General features: G+C 52.5%; 9 protein-coding genes and 1 pseudogene. 8 read left to right on the forward strand and 2 right to left on the reverse strand.

What is annotated here, in order from left to right:
- A pseudogene (locus tag AP057_RS01460) lies at window positions 1-580 on the reverse strand (transposase); the annotation flags it as partial.
- Window positions 581-751: 171 nt separating this feature from the next.
- Here AP057_RS01460 and ureA point away from each other — a divergent pair.
- From ureA to AP057_RS01500, 8 genes are read left to right on the forward strand one after another with little or no spacing between them, the layout of a single operon-like run.
- Window positions 752-1057, forward strand: a complete 306-nt coding sequence (gene ureA, locus AP057_RS01465) for an urease subunit gamma (protein WP_020755308.1) — start codon at window positions 752-754, stop codon at window positions 1055-1057.
- 44 nt (window positions 1058-1101) lie between these two features.
- Window positions 1102-1437: an urease subunit beta gene (locus AP057_RS01470; RefSeq protein ID WP_055357897.1), complete on the forward strand. Its 336-nt coding sequence runs from the start codon at window positions 1102-1104 to the stop codon at window positions 1435-1437.
- The gene (gene ureC, locus AP057_RS01475) at window positions 1434-3143 is read left to right on the forward strand and encodes an urease subunit alpha (protein ID WP_015375018.1); all 1710 of its coding nucleotides are present in this window, start codon (window positions 1434-1436) and stop codon (window positions 3141-3143) included. The genes AP057_RS01470 and ureC overlap by 4 nt, the downstream gene beginning before the upstream one ends.
- 10 nt (window positions 3144-3153) lie before the next feature.
- On the forward strand, window positions 3154-3600 hold the full coding sequence (gene ureE / locus AP057_RS01480; RefSeq protein WP_055357898.1) for an urease accessory protein UreE: 447 nt from the start codon (window positions 3154-3156) through the stop codon (window positions 3598-3600).
- Entirely contained in the window at window positions 3593-4270 is a 678-nt protein-coding gene (locus AP057_RS01485) for an urease accessory protein UreF (protein ID WP_055357899.1), read from the forward strand. The genes ureE and AP057_RS01485 overlap by 8 nt, the downstream gene beginning before the upstream one ends.
- A gap of 49 nt (window positions 4271-4319) precedes the next feature.
- Window positions 4320-4934 (forward strand): urease accessory protein UreG, encoded by a 615-nt coding sequence (gene ureG / locus AP057_RS01490; RefSeq protein WP_011231413.1) that lies wholly within the window; start codon window positions 4320-4322, stop codon window positions 4932-4934.
- Complete coding sequence (locus AP057_RS01495; protein ID WP_011231412.1) at window positions 4931-5746, forward strand: urease accessory protein UreD; 816 nt, start codon at window positions 4931-4933, stop codon at window positions 5744-5746. Before ureG ends, AP057_RS01495 begins: the two co-directional genes overlap by 4 nt.
- A 20-nt stretch (window positions 5747-5766) precedes the next feature.
- Window positions 5767-6387 (forward strand): urease accessory protein UreH, encoded by a 621-nt coding sequence (locus tag AP057_RS01500; RefSeq protein WP_055357900.1) that lies wholly within the window; start codon window positions 5767-5769, stop codon window positions 6385-6387.
- Between the two features lie 110 nt (window positions 6388-6497).
- Here AP057_RS01500 and AP057_RS01505 read toward each other — a convergent pair whose 3' ends face one another.
- Window positions 6498-6977, reverse strand: coding sequence for a GNAT family N-acetyltransferase (locus AP057_RS01505; RefSeq protein ID WP_055357901.1), 480 nt, complete (start codon window positions 6975-6977; stop codon window positions 6498-6500).
- Window positions 6978-7412: the final 435 nt, after the last annotated feature.

Below are 7412 nucleotides of genomic sequence, written 5' to 3' on the forward strand. Positions count from 1 at the left end.
CCTTGAAGGCTTGAGGATCCTGTTGAAACTGTTGGCGCTCCTTCTTGGTCATCCGGCGAAGGTTGGCCTGGTAAAACGGGCAAKCGTTGTTCTTGCACTTATAGATGTKGTATTCTTTGCGTTCCTTGATYTTTTCCAGCGTCTTGTTGCAGTGCGGGCAGCGAAAGACCGCTTGCTTGGTGAACCGATTTCGGTGGTTGAACCGGCACTGGCACACTTTGCATTGGTATTGCCCGTTTCCGCCGTTATTGGCGTACAGGTAAGAAGAGGGRGCCTGGCAGCGAGGGCAGGTCAACGAATCCGGAACACGGTGTTTCGCATTCGCGCGGCGCTGGATGGGCCGTAAAGGACGTCCGTGCTGGGCTTCATAGTCTGCCAACAGCTTCCGGTAATCAAGGGTTTCCGGCACATCGATGATCGGAAGGTCATCGACCTGAAGTTTCCGGTACGGCTTTTGGATGGGTTCGTCCAAGTCCTCGAGATTCAAGGATTTTCCCACGATCACACCCATCAAATACACAATGATTTGATATTGGGTCTTGATTATTTCGAGCAAATAGGCTAATAATTGAGGTAACAAAGCTTGTCACTCCTTTGTTTTGGCTGTTGGGTGTCGTTACCTCAATGATGGCCGAAAACAACGGGGGTGGCAAGCTTTTTTTCTTCCAACCGTTGAAACTCAAGGGAAAACCGTGAGTGTGGAGGATAAACTTTTGACAATACCGAGCATTCAAGAGGGGGGAAGAGATGAGTGAAACTGACTCCGCGTGAACAGGAAAAGCTGCTGATCGTCGTTGCCGCTGATTTGGCGCGCCGCCGGAAAGAGCGGGGCTTGAAGCTAAATTATCCGGAAGCGGTGGCGCTCATTACGTATGAACTGATGGAAGGAGCCCGCGACGGGCGGACGGTGGCGGAGTTGATGCAATACGGCGCAACGATTTTGACGCGCGATGATGTGATGGAAGGCGTCGCTGACATGATCGACGAGATTCAAGTCGAGGCGACGTTTCCGGACGGCACGAAACTCGTCACGGTCCACCAGCCGATCCGGTCGTAATAGCGCCGGCCGATTCCGATGAAGGTGGATAAAGGAGTGATCTTATGATCCCAGGAGAATACCGATTGCGCGACGAACCGATTGCGTGCAACCGGCAAAAGCCGGTTACGAAGCTGACGGTCATAAACCGCGGCGACCGCCCGGTGCAGGTCGGTTCCCATTTTCACTTTTTTGAAGTCAACGCATTTCTTGAATTTGACCGGCAGGCGGCGTACGGAAAACATTTGAACATTCCAGCCGGGACAGCGGTCCGTTTTGAACCCGGGGATGCGAAGCAAGTGGAGCTTGTCCCGTTCTCCGGCAAGCGCCGGGTGTACGGATTAAACAATATGGTCAATGGTCCGCTTGATGACAATGGGAAGGAGGGAGCAAGAGAATGAGTTTTTCCATGTCAAGACGGCAATACGCGGATATGTTTGGACCGACGACCGGGGACTGCATCCGGTTGGCGGACACAGACTTGTGGATTGAAATTGAGCATGACTATACCGTTTACGGCGATGAAGTGAAATTCGGCGGCGGGAAGGTGATTCGCGACGGGATGGGGCAGCATCCGCTCGCTGTCCGCGACGAAGCGGTCGATTTAGTGTTGACGAACGCCGTCATCGTTGATTACACCGGCATTTACAAAGCCGATATCGGGGTCAAAGATGGAAACATCGCCGCCATCGGCAAGGCGGGGAATCCGCTGTTAATGGACGGCGTCAATATTGTCATCGGCGCCTCAACGGAAGTGATCGCGGCCGAAGGGAAAATCGTGACCGCTGGAGGAGTGGATGCCCATATCCATTTCATTTGCCCGCAGCAAATCGAAACCGCCCTGTCATCCGGCATTACGACGATGATTGGCGGCGGGACCGGGCCGGCGACCGGAACGAATGCCACGACGTGCACGCCGGGAGAGTGGAACATTTACCGGATGCTTGAAGCCGCCGAAGCGTTCCCAATGAATCTTGGGTTTTTAGGAAAAGGCAACGCGTCGGCGAAAGAGCCGATCGCGGAGCAAGTGCGCGCCGGAGCGGTGGGACTCAAGCTTCATGAAGACTGGGGAACGACGGCGGCAGCGATTGATGCGTGCTTGCGAGTGGCGGATGAGTACGATGTGCAAGTCGCCATTCATACTGATACGTTGAATGAAGGCGGGTTTGTCGAGCATACACTGAAGGCCATTAACGGACGCGTCATTCATACATACCATACGGAAGGAGCCGGAGGGGGGCATGCGCCCGATATTATGAAAGTCGCCAGCTTCCCGAACATTTTGCCTTCTTCCACGAACCCGACGCGGCCGTATACGAAAAACACGCTCGATGAGCATTTAGATATGTTAATGGTGTGCCATCATTTAGATCCGTCCGTTCCAGAAGACATTGCCTTTGCTGATTCGCGCATCCGCAAAGAAACGATCGCGGCAGAAGACATTTTGCACGACATCGGCGCTTTCAGCATGATCAGTTCCGACTCGCAAGCGATGGGGCGTGTCGGTGAAGTCATTTTGCGCACGTGGCAAACGGCCGACAAAATGAAAAAACAGTTTGGCCGCTTGCCGGAGGAAACGGGGCGGGGCGATAATGTTCGCGTCAAACGGTATGTAGCCAAATATACGATCAACCCGGCTATCACTCATGGCATCGCGGAGTATGTCGGGTCAGTCGAAGTCGGAAAATTCGCAGATTTGGTCGTTTGGCATCCCGCTTTTTTCGGGGTCAAGCCTGAGCTCGTCATCAAAGGCGGGATGATCGCCTACAGCGTGATGGGCGACCCGAACGCCAGCATTCCGACGCCGCAGCCCGCTCTGTACCGCCCGATGTTCGCCAACTATGGCGCCGCCGTCGCGAAAACGTCCATTACGTTTTTGTCCAAAGCGGCGTTCGAACGCGGCGTCCCTGACAAACTGCGATTGCACAAAATCGTCAAACCGGTTGGAAACATTCGTTCGTTAACGAAACACGATATGGTGTTCAATAACGCCATGCCCCAAATCGATGTCGATCCGCAGACGTATGAAGTGAAGGTCGACGGGCGGCTCATTACGTGCGAGCCGGCCGAAGTGGTGGCCATGGCGCAACGATATTTTCTGTTTTGAGGTGATGATGATGATTGTAGAAACGGTTATCGGAAACATTCAAACCCTCCCTTCTCTCCCCCCGCACATCGAACGGGTGTACATGGCAAGCGACGATTTAGTGAAACGAATCCAGCGGGTCGTGACCGACCATGGGAGGGAGATTGGCATTAGATTGAAAGAAAAGAAAGAATTGGTAGACGGAGATGTGTTATGGATGGATGAGCATAATGCCATTGTCGTATCCGTTCTTCCCGATGATTTGCTTGTCATCCAGCCTGTTTCCATGAAACAAATGGGGGAGATTGCTCATCAGCTCGGCAACCGCCACTTGCCCGCCCAATTCGAGGAAGGGGAAATGCTCGTCCAATACGACTATTTAGTCGAAGAGCTGCTCCAGCAACTCGGCATCCCGTACAAGAGGGAAAAACGGAAAGTAAAACAAGCGTTCCGCCATATCGGGCATCGCCATGACTGACCAACAGTTGTTGTGGCTGCTGCAGCTCTCCGATTCGAATTTTCCGTCTGGAGCATTTTCCCATTCCTTTGGGTTTGAAACATACATGTACAATGAACAAATTTGCGATGCCAAAACGTTTGGCGATGTGCTTGTCGCTTATATTCAGACCCAGCTGACGTATACGGATGGATTGGCGTGCCGGATCGCCTATGAGCAGTTGGAAGTCGACCGTATGGAAGGACTGCGGCGGCTGAACGACACGCTGTTTGCTCTCTGCTTGGCGAAGGAAACGCGAGAAGGAACGAGAATGATTGGGGGGCGCTTATGGAAACTGTGCCGCGACATTTACGGAGTCGATGAATTGGATGAGATCGTGCAAACGACGCGGTCCATTCATCCGGCCATTGTGTTTGCGGCGGTTGGCCGCAAAATCGGAGCAGTCAAACAAACGACGGTGCTGACGTATTTGTTTGCTTCCGTACAAACGATGGTGCAAAACGCGGTTCGCGGCATTCCCCTCGGCCAGACGGACGGGCAAAAGCTGCTCGTCATGGCGCAGCCATATTTGATTCATGCCGCGAGCATCATCGAGACACTCGACGAAGAGGAGCTCGGGGCGGCAGCCATCGGCTTGGAAATCGCGCAAATGCAGCATGAACGTCTTCCTGTTCGATTGTTTATGTCGTAAATCTTGTTTGACGTGGAACGAAAGAAGGACAGAGAAGGGAGAATCCAGAATGGAACCGGTACGAATCGGCATCGGCGGCCCGGTCGGCGCCGGCAAAACGATGCTTGTCGAGAAGCTGACGCGGGCGATGCATCGCCGCTTTAGCATCGCGGTCATTACGAATGATATTTATACAAAAGAAGATGCCCAATTTTTAATCAAACATAGCGTCTTGCCGGAAGATCGGATTATCGGCGTCGAAACGGGCGGGTGCCCGCATACGGCCATTCGCGAAGACGCATCAATGAATTTTGCGGCCATTGATGAACTGAAACGGCGCCATCCAGATGTGGAACTCATTTTGATCGAGAGCGGCGGCGATAACTTGGCGGCGACCTTCAGCCCGGAGTTGGTCGATTTCTCCATTTATGTCATCGACGTCGCCCAAGGGGAGAAAATTCCGCGCAAAGGCGGACAGGGGATGATTAAGTCGGATTTGCTCGTGATCAACAAAATCGATCTTGCCCCTTACGTCGGCGCCAGTCTGGAAGTGATGGAACGGGACGCCAAAGCAGCGCGAGGGGCGAAGCCGGTCATTTTTACAAATTTAAAAGAAGAGATTGGTCTTTTTGACGTTGTGGATTGGATCGAAAAACAGGTGCTGCTGGCAGGGCTGGAAGAATGAGCTGGACGGGGCGTTTGCGATGTACAGCGGTCGTGAAAAACGGCCGCACCGTCATTTTGGACAACTATAGTGAAGGGGCGCTGAAACTGATGCGTCCTGTTTACCTCGACCCGGCTCATCCGACGTTATATCTTGTCCACGTGGGCGGCGGGTATGTCGATGGGGATTCATATGATATGGAAATCTTCCTCGAGCCCAGCGCCCGGTTGATGGTGACGACCCAGTCGGCGGCGAAAATCTACAAAACTCCTTCAACGCCTGTAAGGCAGTATACACGATTGTCACTTGGGGAGCAAAGCGTACTTGAATATTTCCCCGACCCGACGATCGCCTATGAGCATGCGCGCTTTTATCAAGAAACGACGGTGTACATCACGCCAAGCTCCACGTTTGTTTATGGCGAAATCATCACGCCTGGATGGTCGGAAAGCGGCGAGCTGTTCCGCTATGATTGGATTCGCTCGAAACTGAAGGTGTATCAAGACGAGGCGCTCGTTCTGTTTGATCATCTGTACTTGGACTCGCGGCAACACTTAACGAGCATGCTGCAGCTCGGCGGCTACACGCATGTCGGATCATTCGTGGCTCTTTCTCCGTTTATCACAAAGGAAGTGTTAGAACAGTTCAACCAATTCATGGAAGAGATGCCGCAAGAGGTTCGCTGCGGTTTTTCAGCGGCGGCCGTTCCAGGCTTTTCTGTACGTATATTGGCGTATGAAACATCGGTCATCGAAGCGATATTCCAACGCGTCCAACAGTTCATTCGCCAACAATGCGGTGAGAAAGCGCCAGTCTGTTGGAGGAAATATTGACAAGGGAAAGGAAGAAGACAATGGGAACGATATGGCCTGTGCTCTTGTTTGGATTGCTGCTTGGAATGAAACATGCGACGGAACCGGATCATGTCATTGCCGTTTCGACCATTGCCAGCCGGACGAAAAAACTGTCCCTTTCATCGCTGGCCGGCATGTTTTGGGGAATTGGCCATACGTTGACGCTGCTCGTTGTTGGGATGGCGATGATCGCCTTTGAGCGGCAAATTCCTGAACAGATTGCTTCTTATCTCGAAATGGGCGTCGGCATCATGATCGTTATTCTAGGAATTGCTAGTTTCCGTTCGACAATGAGGCTGGATCATCATCACCAGGGCGATATTCATCTACATGTGAAATCGACATTGATTGGCATCATCCACGGTTTAGCCGGCAGCGCCGGAATGGTGTTGTTGACGATGACGACGGTCAAAGGAACTTGGATGGCGCTTGCTTTTATTTTGATTTTTGGCCTAGGAACGGTCATCGGCATGATGCTGTTCACGACGTTTCTCGGGATTCCGTTTGTTTGGATGAAAGCGAAACAGCAAGTCATGAATCAATGGATCGTGAAAACCGTCTCCCTCATCAGCATCGCCTATGGGGTCTATTACATGTATCATATCGCCGCCGAAATTTGACGCTCCTCGCGGCTGGCGTCATAGGTGGAGGGTTGTTCAAAACAAAGAAGCACCGGTCTTGGGAGAAGGCCGGTGCTTCTTTTTCGATGCGGCGTCATTGCCACTTCGTGTCACACCAGTGGTTTGACCAGCAACAACTCATCTCGAATAGGAATGCCGTCAGGACTTGTTTTCGGAATGCTTGGCTTGATTCGCCGCGCCTTGTCGACAGCGTTCGGAAAGACATTCACAATTTGGTAGCCGCGCTTTTGGTAGAAACGAAGCGCATGCAAGTTGTCGTTGGTGGTGATCAGTTGAACAGCGGTGCACCTTTGTTGTCTCGCCCATGTCTCCGCCTCATGCAAAAGGGTGCTGCCGACGCCGCGGTTTTCCATTATGCTGTCTAGCGAGATGATCTCGCATTCGTTTCCGCGAATCACAAACGTAATGAGCCCGATGATCCGCTGTCCATTCTCGACAGCCGCAAATCCATCTAGTTCGCTGCAGTTATAGATGCCGGTCGAGACAACCATTTGCGGACTTCCCCAATGGTTGGTGAAAAACTGGTTGACCATGGCGCGGTTCAATTGTTTGATTGGAACGATGTTCAAAGCATTCCTCCCTCTAGAAATGTTGATTTATCAAGGCTTTTCGGCCCCTCAGGGGTGTCCAAAAAATATTTTTCGACAAAATCTCTTACATCCTTTTTCAGTTTTGTGGATATCTTACAGACCTAGGGTGCGCTTCGCGGCCACGGCTGGTTATATTTTCCTGCCGTGGGGGAAGCGTATTCGATGCACCCTTTGGATCTCCGCGTCGCTGATGAGGACGAACCCTCCCATGTCTCCGGGCGTCTTCGCGCCAACATTCCCTCGTTCGGTCTCGTCATCAGGCGGAGGCCGGCCAAGCTCCTTTGGGGACTCAAGGTCGAATGGATAAAATCACGCCAGCTTCTCCGGTGTCATCTCGTTGTCCAACGATTCTTCCGTTCGCAGGGGGAGGCCTWAGGCCGCCCCCTGCGAACGGAAGAATCGTTGGACAACGAG

The organism is Geobacillus sp. Sah69 (assembly GCF_001414205.1).
Classification (GTDB): Bacteria; Bacillota; Bacilli; order Bacillales; family Anoxybacillaceae; genus Geobacillus; species Geobacillus stearothermophilus.